The sequence below is a fragment of the Roseateles chitinivorans genome, from assembly GCF_002761755.1.
Lineage (GTDB): Bacteria > Pseudomonadota > Gammaproteobacteria > Burkholderiales > Burkholderiaceae_C > Roseateles > Roseateles chitinivorans.
Map to the genome: position 1 here is coordinate 16,170 of NZ_PEOG01000055.1, position 23,799 is coordinate 39,968.

The following is a 23,799-nucleotide window of genomic DNA, read 5'->3' on the forward strand; positions in this document are numbered from 1 at the left end:
GGGGTGGGAGCGGGTGAAGCGGATCGAGGCGGGCGGATCAGGCGGATCGGAGGGTCGGATCGGCGGGACCGGATCAGGCCGGCGTCTTGGATTGCTTCACGTAGGAGACGATGCGGTGGGCGGCTTCCAGGCATTCGGCCTGTTCGGCCACCAGGGCCAGGCGGATGCGGCCGGCGCCGGGGTTGAGGCCGTGGGCGTCGCGGGCCAGCAGGCTGCCGGGCAGAACGCCGACATTGTATTGAGCGAGCAGGCCCTGGGCGAAGCCAATATCGTTACCGTCTGGCACGCCGGCCCACAGGTAGAAACCCGCGTCCGGCAGGGCCACGTCCAGCACCTCGGCCAGCAGCGGCGTGACCGCGGCGAACTTGGCGCGGTACTGCGCCCGGTTGGCCACCACATGGTCCTCGTCGTTCCAGGCGGCGATGCTGGCCGCTTGGATCAGCGGACTCATCGCCGAGCCGTGGTAGGTGCGGTAGAGCAGGAAGCGCTTGATCCAGGCTGCGTCGCCGGCGACGAAGCCCGAGCGCATGCCCGGCACGTTGGAGCGCTTGGACAGGCTGGTGAAGGCGATCAGGTTGCGGAAGTCCGGCCGGCCCAGCTGCACCGCGGCCTGCAGGCCCGACAGCGGCGCGGCGTCGGGCCCGTCGCGGAAGTAGATCTCGGAGTAGCACTCGTCCGAGGCGATCACGAAGCCATGCCGGTCGCTGAGCTCGAACAGCGTCTGCCACTCCGACAGCGGCATCACCGCGCCGGTGGGATTGCCTGGCGAGCAGACATAGAGCAGCTGGGTGCGGGACCAGGTCGCCGCGTCGATCTGCGACCAGTCGGCGGCGAAGTTGCGGGCCGGGTCCGAGTTCGCGAAGGCGGGCGTGGCGCCGGCCAGCAGCGCGGCGCCTTCATAGATCTGATAGAACGGATTGGGGCAGACGACGGTCGCGCCCGGGCGGCCCGGATCGATCACTACCTGCGCCAGCGCGAAGAGCGCCTCGCGCGAGCCGTTCACCGGCAGGACCTGGGTGGCCGGGTCCAGGGTCAGCGCGTAGCGGCGCTGCAGCCAGCCCGCGATCGCCTCGCGCAGCCGGGGCTCGCCGGCAGTGGCCGGGTAGCTCGACAAGCCCTTCAGGTTGGCCATCAGCGCGTCCTCGACCAGCTTGGGCGCGGGATGCTTGGGCTCGCCGATGCCCAGCGAGATCGGGCGCAGGTCGGGGTTGGGGACGATGCCCTGGGTCAGGGCGCGCAGGCGCTCGAACGGGTAGGGGTTCAGGAGCGCCAACCGGGGATTGACCGGGGGCGAGGCGGGGGGCGTGCTCATGCGCGGAATCATAGGCGGGTGCCTCGCGGCGGCCGTACTTGGCTGGACAACATTGGGTTGACGCTCAGAGCGAGCCTCGGCAGCCCGGCGCGCCGCAGCGGCAGGGCAGGCGGCCCTCGTGGTGCGTCATGCCGTAGTCGACGGTGATCTCGTCGCCGGGGCGCAGGTCCTGGGTCGCGAAGAAGCTGACCTCGCCATCCTCCACCTGGATGCGGGCGTTGGGGCGGCAGCTGTGATTGGTGAAGCGCATCGCATCCTGGGAGCGGCTCGCGTCGATCGCGCGGGCCGGCGACAGCTCCACCAGCATCAGCCGGCGGCTTTCCTGCGCGCGGCGCCTCGCTTCGGCCACGGTGATCGACTCGCCGGTCAGCAGGCCCAGCCGCGTGCCGGCCGGGATGTCCTCGGCCGCGAACACGCCGTAGCCGTCGATGCGGCTGCGCCTGAGCGCGACCGCGACGAACTGGGTGGCGCTGTCGTAGGCGAGGGCCATCCGGCGGGATCCGCTCCTCGGGAGCCGTGGCTCAGCGCAGCAGGCCGGTCTCGAAGCCGTGCGCCGGCAGGTCGACCGCCGGCAGCGGCTTCCAGCCCTTCTTGCGGTGCTCGGCCACGACATTGGTGTAGATGCCGCCGCGCACGTACCACTTGGCGGTGATGCGGATGAAGCGCGGGTTGGTGACCTTCACGATGTCCTCGAGGATGGTGTTGGTCACCTTCTCATGGAACGCGCCTTCGTCGCGGTAGCTCCAGAAGTACATCTTCAGGCTCTTGAGCTCGACGCAGTACTGGTCCGCGATCATGTCGATCGTGAAGTGCGCGAAGTCCGGCTGGCCGGTCAGCGGGCAGTGGCAGGTGAACTCGGGGATCTGGAACTGGATGACGTAGTCCCGCTCCGGCGCCGGGTTGGGGAAGACGTGGATTTCCTTGCTCGGACGGCTGGGCGGATTCGGCGGCATCTCGCGCATCTTGGGCGCGACGGCGGTGTCGCCCTTGGACGCTTTGGACGCCTTCGCCGACTTGTCGGTCTTGTCCGCCTTGATCGGCGCGACATAGGTCAGCGCCGAGCCCTTCGGGGCCTTGGCCGCCTGGGCGGTGGGGGACGATGCGGCAGCCTGGGCGGCCGGCTTGGCGGAGGTGTTCTTGGCCATGGGGAATCGGGGGTGGGGCGGTCGCCGCTCCAGAGGGCGGAGACGGCCGGAATGCGAAGGGCGCGATGGTATCATCCGCCGCGAATCGAGCGCCCCGTCAAGGGGCGTTTCCACAATCAAATCAAAGGCTTAGATCACGCGAAGGCTGTGGCGGCCCGGTGATCACATCCCGATGCGACTGAACTCGATCAAGCTCTCGGGCTTCAAGTCCTTTGCCGATCCGACGAACTTCCAGCTGCCCGGCCAGCTGGTCGGCGTGGTCGGCCCCAACGGCTGCGGCAAGTCCAACATCATGGATGCGGTGCGCTGGGTGCTGGGCGAAAGCAAGGCCAGCGAACTGCGCGGCGAGTCCATGCAGGACGTGATCTTCAACGGCTCCGGCAACCGCAAGCCGGCCAGCCGCTCGAGCGTGGAACTGGTCTTCGACAACACCAGCGCCCGCGCTGGCGGCCAGTGGAACCAGTTCATCGAGATCGCCGTCAAGCGCGTGCTCACCCGCGACGGCACCTCCAGCTACTTCATCAACAACCAGCCGGTGCGCCGCCGCGACGTGCAGGACGTGTTCCTCGGCACCGGCCTGGGCCCGCGGGCCTACGCGATCATCGGCCAGGGCACGATCAGCCGGATCATCGAATCCAAGCCCGAGGAACTGCGCATGTTCCTCGAGGAGGCCGCGGGCGTGTCCAAGTACAAGGAGCGCCGCCGCGAGACCGAGAACCGCCTCAAGGACACGCGCGAGAACCTGACCCGTGTCGAGGACATCCTCCGCGAGCTCAACACCAACCTCGAGAAGCTGGAGCGCCAGGCCGAGGTCGCGGCGAACTACCGTCACCTGCAGGACCAGGGCACGCTGAAGCTGCATCAGCTGTGGTTCCTCAAGCACCGCGACGCGGCCGGCGAGGCCACGCGGGTGAAGATCGAGCATGCCGAGGCGGTCAACGCGCTCGAGGCCAAGATGGCCGAGCTGCGCCAGCTCGAGGCCGAGCTCGAAACCATCCGCCAGGCGCATTACGGCGCCGGTGACGAGCTCCACGCCGCGCAGGGCCGCATGGCCGAGGCGCAGATGGAGGTCAGCCGGCTCGAGGAACGCATCCGCTATGTCGTCGAGGGTCGTCAGCGGCTGGAGCAGCGGCTGGTCGAACTGCAGGCGCAGAACCAGCAGTGGCAGGAGCGCGCCGAGCAGGCGCAGCTGGAACTGGACGACGTCGCCACCCAGATCGCCCAGGCCGAGGAGCAGAGCGAGATCCTCGCCGCGCAGGCCGAGGACCAGGCGATGAAGCTGCCCGAGGTCGAGGACCAGGTCCGCGCCGCGCAGGCCCGCGCCAACGAGCAGCGCACGCAGGTGACCCAGGTGCAGCAGCAGATCCAGGTGCTGGCCGCCGAGAGCCGCAGCGTCGACGAGCAGCTCAAGGGCTTGCGCGGCCGTCGCGAGCGCCTGGCGCAGGAACGCCAGGGCCTGGCCGCGCCGCAGCACGACAGGCTCGACGAGGTGAAGCGGCTGTCGGTGGCGGCCGACGAGCAGCAGGCCGTGGCCGACGCGCGGCTGGCGGAACTGGCGGAGGCGGCGCCCGCCGCCGACGAGGCCCGCCAGCAGGCGCAGCAGGAATCGCAGCAGCAGGCGGCCAGACTGACCGACATCGTCGCGCGGTTGACCGCGCTGCGCGCGCTGCAGGAGAAGGTGCAGACCGAGGGCAAGCTCAAGCCCTGGCTGGCCAGGCACGGGCTGCAGGACATCAAGGGCCTGTGGACGCAGCTGCACATCACGCCGGGCTGGGAGAACGCGCTCGAGGCCGCGATGCGCGAGCGCATGGGCGCGCTGTCGGTGGGCCGGCTGGAGACGGTGCAGGCCTTCGCCTCGGATCCGCCGCCGGCGCGGCTGGCCTTCTACTCGCTGCCCGCGGGCGACATCGCCAACACCCACCGCGCGCTGCCGCCGCTGACCGACCAGCTGAAGCTGGAGTCCGGTGGCCTGAAGGCGCTGATGAACGACTGGCTCGAGGGCATCTACACCGCCGAGTCCCTCGCCGATGCGCTGGCGCAGCGCCCCAAGCTCAGCCACGGCGAACTCATCATGACCCGCGAGGGCCATGCGGTGAGCCAGTTCGCGGTCAGCTTCTACGCGCCCGACTCGGAGACCGCCGGCCTGCTGGCGCGGGCCCAGGAGATCGAGAACCTGGAGCGCGAGCAGCGCGCGCAGACGCTGATCGCCGACGAGTCGCGCGCCCAGGCGGTCCGTGCCGAGGCGCTCTACACCGACGCGTCGCAGCGCCTGGCGGTGGTGCGGCGCGAGGCCTCCGAGACGCAGGCCCGCGCGCACCAGCTGCAGGTCGAACTGCTGCGGCTGGCGCAGCAGACCGAGGCGGCGGTGGCGCGGCGCACGCAGCTCGACGAGGAGCTCGGCGAGATCGACGCGCAGACCGAGGCGTTGATGGAGCGCCGCATGGAGGGCGAGGCCCGCTTCGAGGAACTGGACCTTCAGCTGGCGACGACGCAGGAGAAGCATGCCGAGCTCGATGAAGCGGTGATCAACGCGGAGCGCAAGCTGACCGAGAGCCGCGAGCATCAGCGGGTGCTGGAGCGGCGCGCGCAGGAGGCGGTGTTCAGCGCCCGCGCGCTGGCGGCCAAGCGCGGCGAACTGCAACGCAGCATCGAGACCTCGCGCCAGCAGGTGCAGGTCAACGAGCAGACGGTGCAGAACATGGCGCAGGAGCGTGCCGAACTGGACGACGCCGCGGCGCAGGCCGGGCTCCAGGATGCGCTGGCCCTGAAGATGGAGCGCGAGCAGGCGTTGGCCGTCGTGCGGGCCAACTATGACGACCTCAGCCAGCGCCTCAAGCGCAGCGAGGAGCAGCGCATGACGATCGAGCGCGCGCTCGATCCGCTGCGCGAGCGCATCACCCGGCTGCAACTGGACGAACAGGCGGCCGCGCTCGGCGGCCAGCAGTTCCTGGAGCAGCTGGTGGCGCAGAACGTCGACCTGGAGGCGCTGGCCAAGGGCATCGAGGAAGGCGGCGTGAAGCTGTATGGGCTGCAGGGCGAGATCGACCGCATCAACCGGGACATCGCGGCGCTGGGCGCGGTGAACCTGGCGGCGCTGGACGAGCTGGGCGCCGCGCGCGAGCGCAAGACCTTCCTCGACTCGCAGTTCGCCGACCTGACCAGCGCGATCACGACGCTGGAAGACGCGATCCACAAGATCGACCTGGAGACCCGCGACCTGCTGGGCTCCACCTTCAACCAGGTCAACGAGCACTTCGGCCGGATGTTCCCCAGCCTGTTCGGTGGCGGTCAGGCGAAGCTGGTGATGACCGGCGACGAGATCCTGGATGCCGGCGTGCAGGTGATGGCGCAGCCGCCGGGCAAGAAGAACTCGACCATCCACCTGCTGTCGGGCGGCGAGAAGGCGCTGACGGCGATCGCGCTGGTGTTCGCGATCTTCCAGTTGAATCCGGCGCCGTTCTGCCTGCTGGACGAGGTGGACGCGCCGCTGGACGACGCCAACACCGAGCGCTACGCGCGGCTGGTGGCGGAGATGAGCAAGATCACGCAGTTCCTCTTCATCTCGCACAACAAGATCGCGATGGAGATGGCCGAACAGTTGATCGGCGTGACGATGCAGGAGCAGGGCGTGTCGCGCATCGTGGCGGTGGACATGGAGTCCGCGCTGGCGATGGCCGAGCAATGAGGATGACGACGGTGACCGTGGCGCGGCATGCGCGCGGGACCGCAGGAGTGAAGACGCGATGACGACGGACTGGAACCTGACGACGCTGTTGGCCGCGCTGGGCGGCGTGGTGCTGGTGGGGCTGCTGGCGCAGGGCTGGTGGAGCGCGCGCAAGGCGGGACCGCGGCGCGCGGAGCCCCTCGCGCCGGTCGGCGACCGTCAGGAGCCGAGCCTGGGGGCCAACGGAGCCGCGCCGGGCCAGGCGCCGGTCACCCTGGACGGCGCCGCCGAGGGCGAGCCGCTGCCGGACCTGCGCACGCTGGACGAGACCGTGCCGGCGGTGGCGCGCACGCGCAAGGCCTCGACCCGGATCGATGCGCTGATCGACGCGATCGCGACGCTGGCGCCGGACTCGCCGGTGAGCGGCGAGATGGCGCTGTCGCATTTGCCGGGCAGCCGCCGGGCCGGGACCAAGCCGTTCCAGATCGAGGGCTTGAACGCGGACAGCGGCGAATGGGAACTGCCGCATCCGGGCCAGCGCTACGGCGAATTCCAGGCGGGGCTGCAGATGGCCAACCGCAGCGGCGCGCTCAACGAGATCGAGTACTCGGAGTTCGTGCAGAAGATCCAGGCCTTCGCCGACGGCATCGGCGCGATGCCGGAGTTCCCCGACATGCTGGACGTGGTGGCGCGGGCGCGCGAGCTGGATCAGTTCGCGGCCAGCCACGACGCGCAACTGGCGATCGTGCTGCGCGCGCGAGGCGCGGCCTGGACGCTGGGCTTCGTGCAGCAGGGAGCGCTGCGCCATGGCTTCGTGCCGGGCGCGATGCCGGGCCGGCTGGTGCTGCCGTCGGCCGAGGAGGGCGCGCCGCCGCTGCTGACGCTGAACTTCGATGCCCAGGCGGCGCTGGCGGACGATCCGCAGGCCTCGTCGCTGCGGGAGCTGACGCTGTCGCTGGATGTGCTGCAGACGCCGGAGGCGCTGGAGCCGTTCGCGACCTGGCAGGAGTCGGCGCGCAACCTGGCGCGGGACTTCGAGGCCGACATCTGCGACGACCGCAACCAGATCCTGAACCTGCACGCGTTCCAGTCGATCGGGCAGGAACTGGCCGAGCTCTACAAATCGCTGGCCGCGCGCGACCTCGCGGCCGGCAGCCCGGTGGCACGACGGCTGTTCAGCTGAGCGCGGCCTTCATGGCCATCCACGACGGGCGCCGCTGTGGCGCCCGTTCTTTTTCTGCAGCGAGCGACGGCGCCGGGCCGATCGATCGCATCTTCTACGTTCGCGAGTACATGGACGCGGCTGGCAGCGTGCGCTGCATCTTCGGCCAGGCGCCTCTCAGCTGACGTTCTCGGTCTTCGTCTCTCGCGGCGCGGTCGACAGGCAGCGCCGCACTTCCTCATCCGTCGTCTGCTCGAAGCGTTCGTACCACTGCCCGACGGAGCGGAAGCGCTCCGGGGTCTGCCCGCAGACGATCTCGTCCGCGTCCTGTGCGATCAGGTGGCAGGTCTCGGCGGCCGAGACGGGGACCGCCACGACGATGCGTGCCGGTTGTAGGTCGCGTAGCGCCTGAACGCCCGCGCGCATCGACGCGCCGGTGGCCATCCCGTCGTCGACGAGGATCACCTGCCGGCCCTCGACCGGCGCCATCGGCCGGTCGCCACGGTAGAGCCGCTCGCGCCGGTGCAGTTCACGCATCTCGGCCCGGGTGACGATGTCGATGGCCGAATAGCTGATCGCCAGCTGCTGGATCACCTGGGTGTTGAGCACCCGCACGTCGCCGGAGGCGATCGCACCCATCGCGTATTCGGGCTGGCCCGGCAGGCCGAGCTTGCGCACCACCAGGATGTCGAGCGGCGCCTCGAGCGCGTTAGCGATCTCCGCCGCCACCGGCACACCACCGCGCGGCAACGCCAGCACCGTCACATCATCCCGGTGCGCATACGCGGCGAGCCGCAGCGCCAGCGCGCGTCCCGCATCGCGCCGGTCGGCGAAACGATGCCCCGTGGTCGTCGACGGCCCGGCGTGTGTCGCCGCATCGGGCATGTCGGTGGACAGGCGGACAGGGCGCATGGCGTGGGTCTCCGGGGTCATGATGGTCTCGCAACGACGCTGTTTCCATCCCCAGTTCAGAGCAAGCCGGGTGCCCGCCGCCGAGACCCCTCGGGCGCGTCATTTGCCGCTGGGGGAGTCCGTACGTCCTTGCCCCGCCGAGGTCCCCATGCCGTCTCGAACCTCTTCCTCGACCAGCCGCGCCAGCCGCAAGGCGCCGCCTCGCGCCTCCGGGCGCTCCGCCGCGGGCGCGCGACGCACGCGGGCCTCCAACGCCGACCATGCCGCGCACGGCAAGTCCTCGGAACGCGGCGCGGCGCGCGGCGACAGCGATGACGCGCCGGCCGCCCGGCGCGCGATCTGGAAGGGAGCGATCAGCTTCGGCCTGCTGCACGTGCCGGTGTCGCTCTATCCCGCCTCGCGCGACCAGCGCGTCGACTTCGACTGGCTGGACAAGCGCAGCATGGATCCGGTCGGCTACAAGCGCATCAACAAGCGCACCGGCAAGGACATCGACAAGACGCACATCGTCAAGGGCGTGAAGCAGGACAACGGCGACTACGTCCTGGTCTCCGACGACGAGATCCGCAAGGCCTATCCCACCACCACGCAGACGATCGAGATCGAGACCTTCGTGCCGGCCACGCAGGTGTCCTTCGTCTACCTGGAGAAGCCGTACTACCTCGAGCCCATCGGCAAGTCCGGCAAGGTCTATGCGCTGCTGCGCGAGGCGATGTCCGACGCCGGGCTGATCGCGATCGCGCGGCTGGTGATCCACAGCAAGGAGCACCTGGCCGCGCTGCTGCCCGCCGGGCCGGCGCTGATGATCGGCATGCTGCGCTGGGCCAACGAGATCCGCCCCTGCGACGACCTGAACCTCCCGGCCGAAGGCAAGTCCGCGCACGGCTTCAAGCCCAGCGAGCTGCAGATGGCCCGGCAGCTGATCGACGAGATGAGCAGCGACTGGCATCCCGAGGACTACCACGACGAATTCACCGCCGCGATCCGCGACCTGATCGCGCGCAAGGTCGAGGAGGGCGAGACCGAGACCGTCACACCGCTCGAGGCCGCGCCGGATGCCGGCGAAGAGGGCGGCAACGTCGTCGACCTGACCGAGCTGCTCAAGCGCAGCCTGGGCGGCAAGTCCAGGAAGAAGTCGGCCTGAGGCCGGCGCGGACCCGCCATGCCGAGTTCCACCCGCCAGGACCCGCTGTCCCGCTACCGCCAGAAGCGGGACTTCCGCATCACGCCCGAGCCGGACGACGAAACCGCCGCGCCCGCGCGGGCCGGTCGCGCCCGGGGCAGCGGGGTAGCGCCGCGCCGCGCGGCGCGTCCGGAGGCGCTGTCCTTCGTCATCCAGAAGCACTGGGCCAGTCACCTGCATTACGACTTCCGGCTCGAGCTCGACGGCGTGCTGCTGAGCTGGGCTGTGCCCAAGGGGCCGTCCTACGACCCCAAGGAACGCCGCATGGCGATCCATGTCGAGGACCATCCGCTGTCCTACGGCGGCTTCGAGGGCACCATCCCGCCCAGGCAGTACGGGGCCGGCGAGGTCATCGTCTGGGACAACGGGACCTGGGAGCCGGAGGGTGATCCGGCGCAAGGCCTGCGCGATGGCAAGCTGGTGTTCCGGCTGCATGGCCAGAAGCTCGCGGGACTGTGGCAGCTGATCCGCACTTCCCGCGATGCCTCCAAGCGCGAGCAATGGCTGCTGATCAAGAAGCACGACGGTCGCGAGCGCGCGCATGCGGACTACGACGTCACCCTCGCGCTGCCGGACAGCGTGATCCAGCATCCGCTGGGGCTGGTCGAGGAGCGCGAGGCGAGCGGTGACGGCGATGCGCGCGGTGGCTCCGGCGGCCGCGAGGGCCGCAACGGTCGGGAGGGCCGCCGGCGCGGCGCTGACCGCGCGGAAGGCAGCGAGCGCGAGACGCCGGCCGACGCCGCCGATCCGGCGATCGGCACCCCGGACCTGAGCCGGGCGCGCAAGGCGCGGCTGCCGGCCGAACTGTCGCCGCAGCTCGCGACGCTGGTGAGCGCCACGCCGCCGGGCGAGTGGATCGCCGAGGCCAAGTTCGACGGCTACCGTCTGATGGCGCGCATCGACAAGGGCGGCGTGCGCCTGATCACCCGCGGCGGCAACGATTGGACCGATCGCCTGGGCGCACTGGCCGAGGCCGTGGCCGGCCTGGGCCTGGAGAACGGCTGGCTCGACGGCGAGATCGTCGTGCTGCGTGACGACGGCGCACCCGACTTCAACCTGTTGCAGAACGCGATCGGCCATCCGCGGCGGCGCACGCAGGCGGACCTCGTCTATTTCCTCTTCGATGTGCCCTTCCTCAACGGCCATGACCTGCGCGAGGTGCCGCTGCGGCATCGTCGCGCGGTGCTGCGTGCGCTGATGGCCGAACACGAGGACGGGCCCTTGCGCTTCAGCGAGGACTTCGCGGTGCCGCCCGAGGAGATGCTGGCTGCCGCCTGCCAGATGCGGCTCGAGGGCCTGATCCTGAAGCGGCCCGACAGCAGCTATGTGTCCTCGCGCAGCGACGCCTGGATCAAGCTGAAGTGCCAGCAGCGGCAGGAGTTCGTCGTCGTCGGCTTCACCGACCGGTCCGACCGCGCAAAGGCGCTCGGCAGCCTGCTACTCGGCTACTACGAGGGGCGCGCGCTGCGCTATGCCGGCCGCGTCGGCACCGGCTGGTCGCTGAAGCTGGCCGGCGAGCTGCATCGCCAGCTGGCGGCGCTCGAAGTCAAGCAGCCGCACTTCGACGAGGCCACGATCGCGCGCAGCCATTGGGCCAAGCTCAGCGGCCGCAGCGGCGGCGCGGCCCGGTGGGTGAAACCGACGATGGTGGTGGAGGTCGCCTTCGCCGAATGGACGCCCGACGGCCATATCCGCCACGCGTCCTTCCAGGGCGTGCGCGTGGACAAGGCGCCGCGCGAGGTCGGTCGCGAATCGGCGAAACCGGCTGGGGAAGTGAAGCCCGCGCGGGCCGCGAAGGGCGCGGCATCCGCCGAGGATGACGACCGCGCCACGCCGGCCCAGCCGCCGATCAGGCAGACGAAGCGTGGGGCCGGTCCCGCGGCCGCTTCGTCGGGCCAACTGCGCATCACGCATCCGGACCGGGTGATCGATCCCTCCACCGGCCACACGAAGATCGAACTGGTCCGCTACTACGAGAGCATCCTCGAATGGATGCAGCCGCATCTGGGGCGACGGCCGGTGGCGATCGTGCGGGCACCGGATGGCATCGAGGGCCAGCTCTTCTTCCAGAAGCATGTCGAGGGCGACGAACTCATCGTGATCCCGGACGCGGCGGCGCTGATGCAGATGACGCAGATGAACGCGATCGAGTTCCACACCTGGAATGCGCAGGACGACCGGCTCGACCGCGCGGACCGCCTCATCGTCGACCTCGATCCAGGCGAGGGCGTCGCCTTCGGCGCGGTGGTGGAGGCGGCGCGGATCACCCGCGCGCTGCTCAAGGAGCTGGGCCTGCAGAGCTGGCTCAAGACCAGCGGCGGGAAGGGCCTGCATGTGGTGGTGCCGCTCGATCGCCGTCACGACCATGCGACGGTGAAGGCCTTCAGCCAGGCCGTCGTGCGTCACCTGGCCGAGACCTTCCCGAAGAAGTTCTCGGCCAAGAGCGGCCCGCGCAACCGCGTCGGCAAGATCTTTCCCGACTACCTGCGCAACGGGGAAGGGCAGACCACCGCCTGCGCGTTCTCCGCCCGGGCGCGGCCCGGCCTGGGCGTGTCGATGCCGATCGACTGGGATGAGCTGGGCGAGCTCAAGCGCGCCGACCACTGGACCATCGCCAATGCCCGCGACCGGCTGAGCTTCCAGAAGCAGGACCCCTGGCAGGACTACTGGCGCACACGCCAGACCTTGACCCGCGGCCTCAAGCTGCTGGGACTGTCCTGAGCGCCTCGGCGTCCATCAGCGGCAGGCGCAACTCGAAGCGGGCGCCGGTGCCGCTGCCCGCGCTGTGCACGCCGACCTGGCCGCCGTGCATGCCGATCAGCTGCCGCACCAGCGACAGGCCGATGCCCAGCCCGCCCTGGGAGCGATCGAGCGTGCGGTCGCCCTGGACGAACAGGTCGAACATGGTGAGCTGCAGGCCCGGCGGGATGCCGATGCCGTCGTCGCTGACGGTGATCAGGGCCTGGCCGGGGCTGCCGTCCTGTCCGCGCTCCTCGCGCAGCGACAGCTCGATGTGGCCCAGCGGGTCGGTGTACTTGGCCGCGTTGGTCAGCAGGTTCGCCACGCACTGGACCAGCCGGGCCTGGTCGCCCCAGACCCGCAGCGGCGGGCCGCCGACGGTCACCGAGAACCGGTGCTGGCGCTCCCGCATCAGCGGCTCGGCCGTCTCCACCGCCTGGGCGATGACCTCCGGCAGCAGCACCGGCCCGAGCTGCAGTTCCACCCGGCCCTGGGTGATCCGCGACACGTCGAGCAGGTCGTCGACCAGCCGGGTCAGTGTCCCGACCTGCCGCCGGATGATGTCGACCATCTTGCGCGCGCGCTCGTCCGGCAGGCCCAGCCGGCTCAGCACGTCGCCGGCGCTGCGGATCGGCGCGATCGGGTTGCGCAGTTCGTGCGCCAGCATCGCCAGGAACTGGTCCTTCTGGCGGTCTGCCGCCTCCAGCCGACGGCGCGCCTTCAAGTGGGCGGAGATCTCGCGGTAGTAGCAGACGACGCCCCGCGCCCCGTTGGCCAGCGGGATGCGGCTGATCTGCCACTCGTAGGCCTCGGTCACGCCCAGGTCGCTGCGTTCCTGGACGAACTCGGGCGTATGGTACGGCTCGCCGGTCTCCAGGGTGCGCTGGAACAGCGCCAGGATCTGGTCGGCCAGCGGATGGCCCCATTGCCGCTCGACCTGGGCATCGAAGCGCGAGCCGATCAGATCGGGTGGATCGCCGAACGTGGCGCGCGCAGTCGGATTGGCCTCGCGGATGCGCAGCGCGCTTCCGTCGTGCTCGACCAGGAAGACGCCCATCGGCGCCTCGTTGAGCAGGGTCTCGAACTGCTCGGTCCGCAGCCGGAAGGCGGCTTCCGCCGCCTGCCGCATCCGCCGCAGCTCCAGCAGCGCGCCCAGCCGTGCCAGCAACTCGCGGGCCGAGAAGGGCTTGATCATGTAGTCGTCGGCGCCGGCGTCCAGTCCCTCGATGCGGGCGTCCTCGCCGGCCCGGGCCGAGAGCAGCACCACCGGCACGCCGCCCAGCCGCGCGTCGCCGCGCAGCGCGGCCAGCAGCGCCAGGCCGTCCAGCCGGGGCATCATGACGTCGCTCAGCACCAGGTCCGGCGGCTCGCGCCGCGCGGCCTCCAGCGCCTGCAGGCCGTCGGTCACCAGTTCCACCGCGTAGCACGGCGCGAGCAGGTCGCGCAGGTAGGCGCGCATGTCGGCGTTGTCGTCGGCCACGATCACCCGTGCGCCGAAGGTCGCCGCGAAGCGCGGGTCGGCCGAGGCCCATGCGCCCGCCTGGACGCGGCCGGGCTCGCCCTGGCTCACCGGCTCGGGCGCCGGCAACCAGCGCAGCGCCTCTTCGACGAAGGTGCGCGCGGCGGTGGTGGTGGCCGGACCCGGGGCAGCGGCGGCGGCGATCGGCACCGATCCGTCCGGCCGCGCGGGCGGCGCCGGCGGCGCTGGCTGTCGACCCAGCGGCAGCAGCACGCGGAACAGCGAGCCTTCGCCCGGAACGCTGGTGGCCTCGATCCGCCCGCCATGCAGCTTGACCAGCTCCTGCACCAGCGCCAGGCCGATGCCCGAGCCCTCATGGCTGCGGCCCTCGGCGCCGGCCACGCGATGGAAGCGCTCGAAGATCCGCGGCAGTTCGTCCGCCGGGATGCCGGCGCCGGTGTCGGCCACTTCCAGCACCGCCAGCCGCGGGTCATGGCCCTCGCCGCGCAGCCGCACCGTGACCTGCCCGTGCAGGGTGAACTTGAAGGCGTTGGACAGCAGGTTCAGGACGATCTTTTCCCACATCTCGCGGTCAACGTGGGCGGGCTGGTCCAGCGGCGCGCAGTCCACTTCGAAGGCCAGCCCGGCGCGCTCCATGGCCGAGCGGAAGGTGCTCGCCAGGTCGCGCGTCAGCGCCGCCAGGTCGGTGGCCTCGAAGCGCGCCAGCGCGCGGCCGGCCTCGATCCGGGAGAAGTCCAGCAGCGTGTTCACCAGGCGCTGCAGCCGCGCCGCGTTGCGCAGCACCAGGGCCAGCCGCTCGCGCTGCGGTCCGCTCAGGTCGGGCGTGGTCACCAGTTCCTCGAGCGGGCCCAGCATCAGCGTCAGCGGCGTGCGGAACTCGTGGCTGATGTTGGAGAAGAAGGCCGTCTTGGCACGGTCCAGCTGAGCGAGTTCCTCGGCGCGGCGCCGCTCGGCCTCGTAGGCGGACGCGTCGGCCAGCGCCGCCGCGAGCTGGCCCGCGACCAGGTTGAGGAAGCTGCGATAGGCCTCGTCGAGCGGTCTTCGCGGGCTCACCCCGGCCAGCAGGAAGCCGGCCGGCTCGCGGCCGGCGCTTTTCAGCGGCAGCAGGACGGCGCGCTCGAGCGGCTCCGGCCATCCCGGCATCGCCAGCGACACACCCAGCGCCGACATCGACGGCAGGTCCTGCGCCGGCGCGCCGTCGATCAGCGCGCGCAGCGGCCAGCCGTCGGGCGGATCGACCAGGCTGAGCCGCTCGGGGAAGGCATCGGCGGCGCTGCGCCTCGGCGCCTCATCGCCCGCATCGCCCGCATCGCCCGCATCGCCCGCATCGCCCGCATCGCCCGCGTCGCCCGCGTCGCCCGCATCGCCCGCATCGCCCGGGTCTCCCGCGTCGCGGAGGGCCGGACCGGTGCAGCCCGCCCGGCGCGCCCACTGTCCGCCGGGCTCGGTCAGATACAGCGCTGCGAAGGGCAGGTCCAGCGGGTAGTCCGAGAGCACCTCGCAGGTCCGCCGCGCGAAGTCGTCCTGCTGCTCCACGCCGACGGTGCGGGTCGCGAGGTCCTTCAGCACCCGCAACCGGCGCTCGCCGATCACCCGGTCGGTGACCTCGGTGACCACGCACCACATGCCGCCCACGCGCAGGTCGTCGTCATGGACCGGGCTGTAGGAGAAGGTGTGATAGGTCTCCTCGGGGAAGCCGCTGCGTTCCAGGAAGAGCAGCAGGCCCTCGTCCCAGGTCGCCTCGCCGGTGGTGAGGACATGGTGGATGCGGCTGTAGGCGGCGTCCCAGACCTCGGCCCAGACCCGGTCGGCGCGAGCGCCGAGCGCCCATTCGCGCTTCAGGCCCAGGGTCGGCAGGTAGGCGTCGTTGCAGAAGAAGGTCATCTCCGGACCCCATGCCAGCCACATCGCGTAGCGCGAGTCCAGCATCATCCGCAGCACCGTCTGGAGCGAGCGCGGCCAGCCGTCCGGCGGCCCGAGCGGTGTGCGGGTCCAGTCCAGGGCCCGCATGCGCTCGCCCATCTCGCCGCCGCCGTCCAGGAAGTGGCCGCGGCGCGGCGTGGCGGGTGCATCGGGGGACATCGGGGCGGAGGGCACCGTCGCGGTCGCGTCGTTGCGTCGCTCGGGCGGCAGACCGGCGGAGCCGGCGGGCGAGACAGGCATCGGCAGGGTTCCCTGGTCGGGGCGGAGTCGATCGAGTCTAGGGTCGCCCGGGCAAGCCGCGCACCCGCATCGGCCCTGCCTTGGCCTCGGGAGGCGCGACCGGCGATGGGCAACGCGCGCCGGCGGTGCTGGGAGCGGCGCTTGCCGCTGCGGGCTTCTGGACCTGCCCTGGAGAGCCCCGCCCGATGGCCGATTCGATGGACCTGATCCTGTGGCGTCACGCCGAGGCCGCGGAGGCCGCGCCCGGCATGGACGACCTGTCGCGGGTGCTCACCGGCCGCGGCGAGCGCCAGGCCCGCGAGATGGCGCACTGGCTGGACCGGCACCTGCCGCGCGACACCCGCGTGCTGGTCAGCCCGGCGGTGCGCACCCGCCAGACGGTCCAGGACCTGCGCCGCAAGGTCGTGTCGAGCGATGCGCTCGCGCCGAAGCGGGATGTGCGGTCGCTGCTCGAGGTCGCCGGCTGGGCCGAAGCGACGGCGCCGGTGCTGGTCGTGGGGCATCAGCCGACGCTGGGCCTGGCGCTCGCCCATCTGGTCGGCGGCGTGCCGCTGAACCGGCTGGCGGACACGACGCCGTGGCGGCTGCGCAAGGGCGGCTTCTGGTGGCTGCGCTGTGAGCGCGACGCCCACGACCGGCCCGGCGTGCTGGTGGTGGCGGTGCGTTCGCCGGACCTGCCGTGATGCGCCGCGCGCCCTCGTCGCCACCTCCCCGGACCGGGGCGTCGCTGCGGGGGCGCCCGCTACACTGGCGGCTTGCCGACTGCGAAAGCTGCCTTGAGTTCCAGCCTGTTCCTCATCTTCCTGCTGATCGCCGCCAGCGCGTTCTTCTCGATGGCGGAGTTGTCGCTGGCCGCGTCGCGGCGGCTCAAGCTCAGGCAGATGGCGGACGAAGGCGACCCGCGGGCCGCGCAGGTGCTGAAGGTCCAGGAGCAGCCCGGCCACTACTTCACCGTGGTGCAGATCGGCGTGAACACGCTGGCCATCCTGGCCGGCGTCGTCGGCGAGGGCGCGCTGACGCCCCACTTCGAGTCGCTGCTGCGCCCGCTGATCGACATCGACACCGCGCAGCGCGTGGCCTTCGCGCTGTCCTTCGGCTGCGTCACCACCCTCTTCGTCGTGCTGGCGGACCTGCTGCCCAAGCGGCTGTCGATGAACGAACCGGAGCGCGTCGCGCTGGCGCTGATCCGGCCGATGCTGTTCCTGACCGTCCTGCTGCGGCCGGTCGCCTGGGCGCTGGGCCTGGTCACCGACGGCCTGCTGCGGCTGCTCGGCCGGCCGATGACGCCGGACAACACCATCACCCATGACGACATCCTCGCCATGGCCGCCGCAGGCCAGCAGGCCGGCGTCGTCGCGGCCGCGGAGCAGCAGGTGATCGAGAACGTCCTCGAGCTCGAGACCCGCACCGTGGAGTCGTCGATGACCTCGCGGGAGCGCGTGGTCTATTTCTCGCTCGACGACGACGAGGCGCTGGTGCGCACCCGGATCGCGGATTCGCCGCACTCGACCTACCTGGTCTGCGACGGCGAGATCGACCAGGTCGTCGGTTATGTCGACGCCACCGACCTGTTCCAGCGCGTGCTGCGTGGCGAGGTGATCTCGCTGCGCGCCGAGCCGGCGCTGGTCAAGAAGGTGCTGATCGTGCCGGACCGGCTGACGCTGGCCGAGGTGCTGACGCAGTTCCGCCAGGCGCATGAGGACTTCGCGGTCATCGTCAACGAGTACTCGCTGGTGGTGGGCGTCATCACCCTCAACGACGTGATGAGCACGGTGATGGGCTCGCTGGTCTCCACCGACGAGGAGGAGCAGCAGATCATCCGTCGCGACGACGGCAGCTTCCTGGCCGACGGCATCACGCCGATCCCGGACGTGCAGCGCGCGCTGGGCGTCGACGACTTCCCGCACCCCGGTCAGTACGACACGCTGGCCGGCTTCCTGATGGTGATGCTGCGGCGCATTCCCAAGCGGACCGATGTCGTGGAATGGCACGGCTGGCGCTTCGAGGTCGTCGACGTCGACAGCCACCGCGTCGACCAGGTCATGATCGCCCGCGCCGCGCCGCCGGCGACGGAAACGGTCGCCTGACCGACGGCTGCGCGGCCGGCCTGCGCCACAATGCGCGGATGACTGTCCAGCCCGTTTCCGCCGCTTCGCTTCCCCTCGATCAGGCCGCCGTCCGAGCCGGCGAACTCCGTGATCTGCTGCACCATCATGCCCACCTGTACTACGTGCTCGATGCGCCCGCGCTGCCCGATGCGGAGTACGACCGGCTGTTCCAGGAGCTCCAGGCGATCGAGGCCGCCCATCCGTCGCTGCTGACGCCGGATTCGCCGACGCAGCGGGTGGGCGGCGCGGTGCTGGAGGGCTTCGAGCCGGTGCGGCATGTGGTGCCGATGCTGTCGATCCGCACCGAGACCGATACCGAGGCCAGCGGTGCCGAGAACTTCGACGCCCGCGTGCGCCGGGAGCTGGACCTGGGCGAGCACGCCGCGCCCGTCGAGTACGCGGCCGAGCTCAAGTTCGATGGCCTGGCGATCAACCTGCGCTACGAGCACGGCGTGCTGGTGCAGGCGGCCACGCGCGGCAACGGCGAGACCGGCGAGGACGTGACGCAGAACGTGCGCACGATCAAGCAGATCCCGCTGCGGTTGCGCGGCGACGGCGCGCAGGCCGCGGTGCTGGAGGTGCGCGGCGAGGTCTACATGCGGCGCGACGACTTCGAGGCGCTCAACGAGCGCCAGCGGGCCGCCAACGAGAAGACCTTCGTCAACCCGCGCAACACCGCGGCGGGGGCGATCCGGCAACTGGATCCGGTGCTGGTGCGGCAGCGGCCGCTGAGCTTCTTCGCCTACGGCATCGGCGAGACGCGGGGCTGGGACATTCCGCCCACCCACAGCGCGATGCTGGACGCGCTGCAGGCCTACGGGCTGCCGGTCAACGCCGACCGTGCGGTGGTGCGCGGGGCCGAAGGGCTGGTGAAGTTCCACCGCGAGATCGGCGAGAAGCGCGACACGCTGCCCTTCGACATCGACGGCGTCGTCTATAAGGTCAACAGCCGCGAGCTGCAGCGCCGGCTCGGCTTCGTGTCGCGCGAGCCGCGCTGGGCGGTCGCGCACAAGTACCCGGCGCAGGAGCAGGTGACCCGGCTGGACCGCATCGAGATCCAGGTCGGGCGCACCGGCAAGCTGACGCCGGTGGCCAAGCTGGAGCCGGTCTTCGTCGGCGGCACGACGGTCAGCAATGCGACGCTGCACAACCTCTTCGAGATGCGCCGCAAGGGCATCCGCGTCGGCGACCAGGTGATCATCCGGCGCGCGGGCGACGTGATCCCGGAAGTCGTCGGCAAGGTCGACACCCGGCGCGCGAGCTACGTGCCCAACTTCCGCATGCCCCGGCACTGCCCGATCTGCGGCAGCGAGGTGGTGCGCGAGAAGGGCGGCATCGACCACCGCTGCAGCGGTGGCATCTTCTGCCCGGCGCAGCGCAAGCAGGCGATGCTGCATTTCGCCGGCCGCCGCGCGATGGACATCGAGGGCCTGGGCGACAAGCTGGTCGACCAGCTGGTCGACGGCGGCATCGTGACCAGCCTGCCGGGGCTCTACAAGCTCGGCGTGGCCAAGCTCACCGCGCTGGAGCGCATGGGCGACCGCAGCGCGCTGAACCTGATCGAAGCGCTCGAGAAGAGCAAGCACACGACGCTGGCGCGCTTCCTCTTCGCGCTGGGCATCCGGCAGGTGGGCGAAACCACGGCCAAGGACCTGGCGAAGCACTTCGGCAACCTGGAATCGCTGATGAACGCGACCGAGGAGCAGCTGCTCGCGGTGAAGGACGTCGGGCCGATCGTCGCGAAGAGCATCGCGGCCTTCTTCGCCGAGGCGCACAACCGTGAGGTCGTCGCGCAGCTGCTCGCGGCCGGCGTCAGCTTCCCGGAGAGCGACGGCGCCGCGGCCGCGCCGGCGGGCCCGCAGCCGCTGGCCGGCAAGACGCTGGTGCTGACCGGCACGCTGCCGACGCTCTCCCGCGACGAGGCCAAGGAGCTGATCGAGGCCGCCGGGGGCAAGGTCAGCGGCTCGGTGTCGAAGAAGACCAGCTACGTGATCGCGGGCGAGGAGGCCGGATCCAAGCTGGACAAGGCGCGCGAGCTCGGCGTCACCATCCTCGACGAGGCGGGGCTGCAGGCGCTGCTCGCCGCTTCGGACTGAGGTCCTGCGTCGGCCTGCCGAGGCGTCAAGCGCCCGCGGTCTTCCTCCGGATCACCATCGCCATCCCCGCCGCCAGCAGGCAGGCGGCACCGGCGACGTAGAGCGCCGGCGCGTAGCTCAGCAGCAGGCTGCGGCTCAGTCCCGCGCCGTAGGCGGCCACCGCGGCGCCGATCTGATGGCCCGCGAAGATCCACCCGAACACCATCCCCACCTTCGCGGCGCCGAAGCGCTCGGCGGTCAGGCGCACCGTCGGCGGCACGGTGGCGATCCAGTCCAGGCCGTAGAACACCGCGAACAGCGACAGCCCGTACAGCGTGAACTCCGCGTTGGGCAGCCACAGCAGCGACAGGCCGCGCAGCGCGTAGTACCAGCACAGCAGCTTGCGGGCGTCGTAGCGATCGCTCAGCCATCCCGAGGCGATCGTGCCGATGAAGTCGAACATGCCCATCATCGCGAGCACCGAAGCCGCCGGCACCGCTGCCAGGCCATAGTCGCCGCACAGCGAGATGAAATGCGTCTGCACCAAGCCGTTGGTCGACAGCCCGCAGATGAAGAAGGTGCCGAAGAGCAGCCAGAAGGTCGGCTGCGTCGACGCCTCGCGCAGCGCGACGAAGGGCGTGCGCCAGGTCACCGCGGACGCGGCGGCGGGGGCGGCCGGCGCGGCGGTCGTCGAGGCCGGATCGGCGCCATAGGGCGCCAATCCGAGGTCCGACGGTCGATCGCGCATGAACAGCAGCACCAGCGCCATCACGCCCAGGCACAGCACGGCCAGCGGCAGCAGCGGCGCCCGCCAGCCCCAGCGCTCGATCATCCAGGCGGCGATCGGCAGGCAGATCAACTGGCCGGTCGCCGCGCTCGCGGTCAGGATCCCCATGACCAGGCCCCGACGGGACGCGAACCAGCGGTTGGAGACGACCGCACCGAGCACCAGCGCGGTCATGCCGCTGCCCAGGCCCAGCACCACGCCCCACAGCACGACCAGGTGCCAGAGCCGGGTGACCATCCCGGCCATCAGCATGCCGCCACCGACCAGCGCCAGCGCCACGCTGACCACGGCCCGCACGCCGAAGCGCTCCATCAGCACCGCTGCGAACGGCCCCATCAGGCCGAACAGCGCGAAACGCAGCGCCAGCGCCGACGAGATCTGGCTGGTGGACCAGCCGAACTCCTGCGCCAGCGGTTGCAGCATCGCGCCGGGCAGGCCCAGCGCGGCGGACATGAACAGCATCGTCAGGAAGGTCAGCCCGGCGATCACCCAGCTGAAGTGGAGACCGCGATGGGTCAGTCGATGGGACAGGGCGGCGGCGGGCATGCGGTTCCTTCGGGGCCGGCGTCCGGGGCGCGGGACAGCGCCCGGAACGATTTTTGATGACAGCTGCCATCGTATCGGCATTCCCGAAGGCGGATGCAGATTTGATGATGACCCTATTCAAAAAACCGGATTCCAGCACGCCGATCCGGCGCTGGCCGATGGCGCTTCCTACAATCACGGCCATCATGAAAGTCACCAAAGAGCAATCGGCCGCCAACCGCCAGGCGCTGGTCGACGCGGCGTCCAAGCTGTATCGCGAGCGCGGTATCGCCGGCGTCGGCCTGGCCGAGATCTCGCGCGAGGCCGGCTTCACCCACGGCGGTTTCTACGGGCGCTTCGCGTCGAAGGAGGAACTCGCGGCGGAGGCCTGCGACCTCGCCTTCGAGGCCTCCCTGTCCCGGCTGGCGGCGCAGCTGGACAAGCACGGCGGCGACCTGGGGCCGTTCCTGAAACGCTACTTCAGCGCCGCGCATCGCGACGCGCCGGGCGGCGGATGCCCGATGGCGGCGCTGGGCGTGGATGCGGCCCGCGAGGGCGGCCTGCTGCGGGAGTCGATGAGCACCGGCATCGGCGCCTATCTGCATGAGCTGGCGACCCACCGGCCCGATGGCACGGTGGTCGAGACGCCGACCGCCGACGACGAAGCCCGCGCGATCGGCCTGCTGGCCACGATGGTCGGCGGGATGATCCTGGCGCGCGCCTGCGCGGGCGCCGCGCCGGCGTTGTCCGAACGGATCCTCAGGACGTCGCTGGAGGCGTCGTCGAAGGCAGCCTGAGCACGCCCACCGCCAACGCGGTGCCCAGCAGCACCACCAGGCAGCCGGCGGCCATGCTGGCGCTGAGGGTCTCGCCCAGGAAGATCCAGCCCCACAGCAGCCCGAAGACCGGGATCAGGAAGGTCACCGAGATGGTGTTGGTCGGGCCCACCCGCTTCATCAGCCGGAAGAACAGGATGTAGGCGACGCCGGTGCACAGCAGCGCCAGCAGCGCGACCGCGCCCCAGGCCTGCGCGCTCGGCATCGCGGCCGGGCGCATCGACCAGGCCGGCGCGGCCAGCAGCAGCGCGGCGGCGAACTGGCTGCCGGTCGCCACCGCCAGCGGACTGGCGCCGGTGAGGTAGCGCTTGGTGGCGCTGGCCGCGACACCGTAGCTCAGCGCGGCGATCAGGCAGGCGACGATGGCGAAGCCGCTGCCGCCGGGCTTGAACGAGGCCTTGTCCCAGGCCAGCAGCACGACGCCGGCGAAGCCCAGCGCCAGGCCCACCAACCGCGAGCCGTCCAGGCGCTGACCGAACCAGGCCCACGCCACCAGCGCGCCCCACATCGGCGTGGTGGCGTTGAGGATGCTCGACAGGCCGGCGTTGATCGACAACGCGGCATAGCTGAACAGCGCGAACGGGAAGGCACTGTTGAGCACGCCCACCAGCAGCAGGCCCTTCCAGTGGGTGCGCAGGTCGCCGAGGCCCTCGCGCAGGCCCAGCAGCGGCAGCAGGAACAGGGATGCCCCGGCGACGCGCACCGCGGCGGTGGCCACCGCGCCGAACTCCGGCGCAGCCAGCCGCATGAACAGGAAGGAGGCGCCCCAAATGGCGGCCAGGACGAGCAGTTCGATCAGATCGCTTCGCTTCACGCGGATACCCCTGGTGTGTCGTTGTCGTGGCGCCGTGCCGGCGGGCCGGACGGCGAGGCGCGAAGCGTAGCCGGAAGACCGCCCTCGATTGACAGTAGGGCTTCCTTGCGATGCAGGCCGCCGGCGTAGCCGGTCAGGCTGCCGTCGGCGCCCAGCACCCGGTGGCAAGGGATCAGCACCGACACCGGATTGCGGCCGACCGCCGCCGCGACCGCCCGTACCGCCTCAGGCCGGCCCAGGCGCGCGGCCAGTTCGCCATAGGTCACGGTCAAGCCCGACGGGATGTCGAGCAGCGCGCGCCAGACGGCCTGCTGGAAGGCGGTGCCGGCCGGGGCCATCGGCGGCAGCGGTGCCGGCGGCGTCGACCCCGCATCGCGCTCGGCGAAGTAGGCGGTCATCGCCGCCACCGTCTCGCGCAGCAGGGGATCGGCGTCGTCACGCGGCGCGTCGAGGGTGCCGGGGTGGTATTTCTGGTCCTCGAACCAGAGGCCCGACAGCCCCAGGGCATTGCGGGCGATCAGCAGACGGCCCAGTGGGGTGTCGGCTTCGGTCCAGGCGGTGTGCGCGGCGGCGGGCGTCTTCATGGCGTGGTTCCTTTGCGGGGTTTGAGCGCGGCTTCCCGCCACAGTTGCAACACGGCGTAGCTGCGGTAAGGGGCGAAATGCTCGGCGGCGGCGATCAACTCGCGGGGCCGCAGCGGCTGGCCGGCGCGCTGCTCCAGGCATTGCCTGAGCACCACATCGCCCGGCAGGAAGGCGTCCGGCCAGCTCCAGCCGCGCATCAGCATGTAGTGCGCGGTCCAGGGGCCCAGGCCGGGCAGGGCGGCCAGCTCCGCGATGGCGTCTTCCACCGTGCCGCGGCCCTGCGCGAACGCCAGCGTCGGCCAGTGGCGCG

The 23,799-nt window shown here is 71.0% G+C and carries 17 protein-coding genes and 1 pseudogene; 9 read left to right on the top strand and 9 right to left on the bottom strand.

Going from position 1 to position 23,799, the window contains the following annotated elements; translation table 11 throughout:
• Positions 1 to 73: 73 nt before the first annotated feature.
• From dapC to queF, 3 genes are all read right to left on the bottom strand, one after another.
• Positions 74 to 1,312: a succinyldiaminopimelate transaminase gene (gene dapC, locus CS062_RS18445; protein WP_099863034.1), complete on the bottom strand. Its 1,239-nt coding sequence runs from the start codon at positions 1,310 to 1,312 to the stop codon at positions 74 to 76.
• A 64-nt stretch (positions 1,313 to 1,376) separates the two neighbouring features.
• The gene (locus CS062_RS18450; RefSeq protein WP_099863035.1) at positions 1,377 to 1,802 is read right to left on the bottom strand and encodes an SET domain-containing protein; all 426 of its coding nucleotides are present in this window, start codon (positions 1,800 to 1,802) and stop codon (positions 1,377 to 1,379) included.
• Positions 1,803 to 1,833: 31 nt separating this feature from the next.
• Positions 1,834 to 2,265 (bottom strand): preQ(1) synthase, encoded by a 432-nt coding sequence (queF, locus tag CS062_RS18455; RefSeq protein WP_091725219.1) that lies wholly within the window; start codon positions 2,263 to 2,265, stop codon positions 1,834 to 1,836.
• Positions 2,266 to 2,629: 364 nt separating this feature from the next.
• Here queF and smc point away from each other — a divergent pair, with 364 nt between their 5' ends.
• The 3 genes from smc to CS062_RS26275 are packed head-to-tail and all read left to right on the top strand — an operon-like array spanning position 2,630 to position 7,468.
• The gene (gene smc, locus CS062_RS18460; protein ID WP_099863036.1) at positions 2,630 to 6,142 is read left to right on the top strand and encodes a chromosome segregation protein SMC; all 3,513 of its coding nucleotides are present in this window, start codon (positions 2,630 to 2,632) and stop codon (positions 6,140 to 6,142) included.
• A 58-nt stretch (positions 6,143 to 6,200) separates the two neighbouring features.
• A complete protein-coding gene (locus tag CS062_RS18465) occupies positions 6,201 to 7,304 on the top strand; it encodes a cell division protein FtsZ (protein WP_233218134.1) in 1,104 nt (367 codons plus the stop codon).
• 11 nt (positions 7,305 to 7,315) lie between these two features.
• A complete protein-coding gene (locus CS062_RS26275) occupies positions 7,316 to 7,468 on the top strand; it encodes a hypothetical protein (protein ID WP_158238834.1) in 153 nt (50 codons plus the stop codon).
• Here CS062_RS26275 and CS062_RS18470 read toward each other — a convergent pair.
• Positions 7,461 to 8,216 (bottom strand): phosphoribosyltransferase, encoded by a 756-nt coding sequence (locus tag CS062_RS18470; RefSeq protein ID WP_368372862.1) that lies wholly within the window; start codon positions 8,214 to 8,216, stop codon positions 7,461 to 7,463. The two genes, CS062_RS26275 and CS062_RS18470, sit on opposite strands and share 8 nt — an antisense overlap.
• Positions 8,217 to 8,343: 127 nt before the next feature.
• Here CS062_RS18470 and ku point away from each other — a divergent pair, with 127 nt between their 5' ends.
• Positions 8,344 to 9,339 (top strand): non-homologous end joining protein Ku, encoded by a 996-nt coding sequence (gene ku, locus CS062_RS26645; RefSeq protein WP_199174282.1) that lies wholly within the window; start codon positions 8,344 to 8,346, stop codon positions 9,337 to 9,339.
• A gap of 18 nt (positions 9,340 to 9,357) precedes the next feature.
• Positions 9,358 to 12,099: a DNA ligase D gene (gene ligD / locus CS062_RS18475; RefSeq protein WP_199174283.1), complete on the top strand. Its 2,742-nt coding sequence runs from the start codon at positions 9,358 to 9,360 to the stop codon at positions 12,097 to 12,099.
• Here ligD and CS062_RS18480 read toward each other — a convergent pair.
• A complete protein-coding gene (locus CS062_RS18480; protein WP_099863037.1) occupies positions 12,077 to 15,760 on the bottom strand; it encodes an ATP-binding protein in 3,684 nt (1,227 codons plus the stop codon). The genes ligD and CS062_RS18480 overlap by 23 nt on opposite strands.
• Positions 15,761 to 15,945: 185 nt before the next feature.
• Between CS062_RS18480 and CS062_RS18485 the strand changes: the two genes are divergently transcribed.
• From CS062_RS18485 to ligA, 3 genes are all read left to right on the top strand, one after another.
• Positions 15,946 to 16,443 carry a SixA phosphatase family protein gene (locus tag CS062_RS18485; RefSeq protein WP_233218135.1) on the top strand — a complete coding sequence of 166 codons (498 nt, stop codon included), beginning with the start codon at positions 15,946 to 15,948 and terminating at the stop codon, positions 16,441 to 16,443.
• A gap of 93 nt (positions 16,444 to 16,536) precedes the next feature.
• The gene (gene paeA, locus CS062_RS18490) at positions 16,537 to 17,847 is read left to right on the top strand and encodes a polyamine export protein PaeA (RefSeq protein ID WP_259373115.1); all 1,311 of its coding nucleotides are present in this window, start codon (positions 16,537 to 16,539) and stop codon (positions 17,845 to 17,847) included.
• A 38-nt stretch (positions 17,848 to 17,885) separates the two neighbouring features.
• The gene (gene ligA / locus CS062_RS18495; RefSeq protein ID WP_099863039.1) at positions 17,886 to 19,964 is read left to right on the top strand and encodes an NAD-dependent DNA ligase LigA; all 2,079 of its coding nucleotides are present in this window, start codon (positions 17,886 to 17,888) and stop codon (positions 19,962 to 19,964) included.
• A 25-nt stretch (positions 19,965 to 19,989) separates the two neighbouring features.
• On the opposite strand, the gene CS062_RS18500 is transcribed toward ligA, so the two are convergent.
• Complete coding sequence (locus CS062_RS18500) at positions 19,990 to 21,276, bottom strand: MFS transporter (protein ID WP_099863040.1); 1,287 nt, start codon at positions 21,274 to 21,276, stop codon at positions 19,990 to 19,992.
• Between the two features lie 185 nt (positions 21,277 to 21,461).
• Between CS062_RS18500 and CS062_RS18505 the strand changes: the two genes are divergently transcribed.
• Positions 21,462 to 22,052, top strand: a complete 591-nt coding sequence (locus tag CS062_RS18505) for a TetR/AcrR family transcriptional regulator (RefSeq protein ID WP_099863041.1) — start codon at positions 21,462 to 21,464, stop codon at positions 22,050 to 22,052.
• Here CS062_RS18505 and CS062_RS18510 read toward each other — a convergent pair.
• The 3 genes and pseudogenes from CS062_RS18510 to CS062_RS26280 form a co-directional block, all read right to left on the bottom strand.
• Complete coding sequence (locus CS062_RS18510) at positions 22,015 to 22,905, bottom strand: DMT family transporter (protein ID WP_099863042.1); 891 nt, start codon at positions 22,903 to 22,905, stop codon at positions 22,015 to 22,017. The two genes, CS062_RS18505 and CS062_RS18510, sit on opposite strands and share 38 nt — an antisense overlap.
• Positions 22,902 to 23,489 carry a methylated-DNA--[protein]-cysteine S-methyltransferase gene (locus CS062_RS18515; RefSeq protein ID WP_099863043.1) on the bottom strand — a complete coding sequence of 196 codons (588 nt, stop codon included), beginning with the start codon at positions 23,487 to 23,489 and terminating at the stop codon, positions 22,902 to 22,904. The genes CS062_RS18510 and CS062_RS18515 overlap by 4 nt, the downstream gene beginning before the upstream one ends.
• A pseudogene (locus CS062_RS26280) lies at positions 23,486 to 23,799 on the bottom strand (adenosine deaminase); the annotation flags it as partial. The pseudogene CS062_RS26280 and the gene CS062_RS18515, both read right to left, overlap by 4 nt.

Bases quoted from the DNA above. Each gene is read 5' to 3' on its own strand.
- dapC (WP_099863034.1), bottom strand. From the start codon at position 1,312: ATGAGCACGCCCCCCGCCTCGCCCCCGGTCAATCCCCGGTTGGCGCTC.
- CS062_RS18450 (WP_099863035.1), bottom strand. From the start codon at position 1,802: ATGGCCCTCGCCTACGACAGCGCCACCCAGTTCGTCGCGGTCGCGCTC.
- queF (WP_091725219.1), bottom strand. From the start codon at position 2,265: ATGCCGCCGAATCCGCCCAGCCGTCCGAGCAAGGAAATCCACGTCTTC.
- smc (WP_099863036.1), top strand. From the start codon at position 2,630: ATGCGACTGAACTCGATCAAGCTCTCGGGCTTCAAGTCCTTTGCCGAT.
- CS062_RS18465 (WP_233218134.1), top strand. From the start codon at position 6,201: ATGACGACGGACTGGAACCTGACGACGCTGTTGGCCGCGCTGGGCGGC.
- CS062_RS26275 (WP_158238834.1), top strand. From the start codon at position 7,316: ATGGCCATCCACGACGGGCGCCGCTGTGGCGCCCGTTCTTTTTCTGCA.
- CS062_RS18470 (WP_368372862.1), bottom strand. From the start codon at position 8,216: ATGACCCCGGAGACCCACGCCATGCGCCCTGTCCGCCTGTCCACCGAC.
- ku (WP_199174282.1), top strand. From the start codon at position 8,344: ATGCCGTCTCGAACCTCTTCCTCGACCAGCCGCGCCAGCCGCAAGGCG.
- ligD (WP_199174283.1), top strand. From the start codon at position 9,358: ATGCCGAGTTCCACCCGCCAGGACCCGCTGTCCCGCTACCGCCAGAAG.
- CS062_RS18480 (WP_099863037.1), bottom strand. From the start codon at position 15,760: ATGCCTGTCTCGCCCGCCGGCTCCGCCGGTCTGCCGCCCGAGCGACGC.
- CS062_RS18485 (WP_233218135.1), top strand. From the start codon at position 15,946: ATGGCCGATTCGATGGACCTGATCCTGTGGCGTCACGCCGAGGCCGCG.
- ligA (WP_099863039.1), top strand. From the start codon at position 17,886: ATGACTGTCCAGCCCGTTTCCGCCGCTTCGCTTCCCCTCGATCAGGCC.
- CS062_RS18500 (WP_099863040.1), bottom strand. From the start codon at position 21,276: ATGCCCGCCGCCGCCCTGTCCCATCGACTGACCCATCGCGGTCTCCAC.
- CS062_RS18505 (WP_099863041.1), top strand. From the start codon at position 21,462: ATGAAAGTCACCAAAGAGCAATCGGCCGCCAACCGCCAGGCGCTGGTC.
- CS062_RS18515 (WP_099863043.1), bottom strand. From the start codon at position 23,489: ATGAAGACGCCCGCCGCCGCGCACACCGCCTGGACCGAAGCCGACACC.